General features: G+C 47.4%; 1 protein-coding gene. It reads left to right on the top strand.

The features are described 5' to 3' along the window. Positions 1-34 precede the first annotated feature (34 nt). The coding region (locus tag HT679_RS10805; protein WP_173214582.1) for an N-acetylmuramoyl-L-alanine amidase family protein at positions 35-946 on the top strand (912 nt) is incomplete at its 3' end.

Here is a 946-nt window from a genome sequence, read left to right as displayed (position 1 = left end):
AACAGATGAATGACGCTTGGAAAGGACAAGAGTAATGGATATCGATACAAGCAGACTACGCACAGGCTTGCCACAAGTAGGCTATGCGCCATATCGACAAGTGCACGCTCACTCTACGGGGAACCGTAATTCTACCGTGCAAAATGAAGCTGATTATCACTACAGAAAGAACCCTGAGCTTGGGTTCTTTTCTCATGTCGTTGGTAACGGTCGTGTCATGCAAGTAGGCCCTGTAAATAACGGATCTTGGGACGTTGGGGGTGGTTGGAATGCTGAGACCTATGCAGCAGTTGAACTGATTGAAAGTCATTCAACTACAGAAGAGTTCATGGCTGACTACCGTCTGTATATCGAACTCTTACGCAATCTAGCTGATGAAGCAGGCTTGCCTAAAACGCTTGATACAGACGACTTGGCAGGTATCAAAACGCATGAATACTGCACCAATAACCAACCCGACAACCATTCAGACCACATTGACCCTTATCCATATCTAGCCAAATGGGGCATTAGCCGCGAACAGTTCAAGCAGGATATTGAAAACGGCTTGAGCGTTGAAGCGGGCTGGAAGAAAAACGATACTGGCTACTGGTACGTTAAAGAAGACGGCTCTTATCCAAAAGATAAGTTTGAGAAAATCAACGGAACCTGGTATTACTTCGACGGCTCAGGCTACATGCTTGCAGACCGCTGGAAGAAGCACACAGACAGCAACTGGTACTGGTTTGACCAGTCAGGTGAAATGGCTACAGGCTGGAAGAAAATCGCTGACAAGTGGTATTATTTTGACACAGAGGGTGCCATGAAGATGGGTTGGGTCAAGTACAAGGAGACTTGGTACTACTTAGACGGTAAAGAAGGTGCCATGGTATCAAACGCCTTCGTCCAGTCCGCAGACGGAACAGGCTGGTACTACCTCAAACCAGACGGAACGCTGGCAGACAAG

The organism is Streptococcus sp. 4886 (assembly GCF_013276485.1).
GTDB lineage: Bacteria > Bacillota > Bacilli > Lactobacillales > Streptococcaceae > Streptococcus.
The sequence above is the reverse complement of the archived record's forward strand: the minus strand, read 5'-3'. Positions and strand labels throughout refer to the sequence as shown.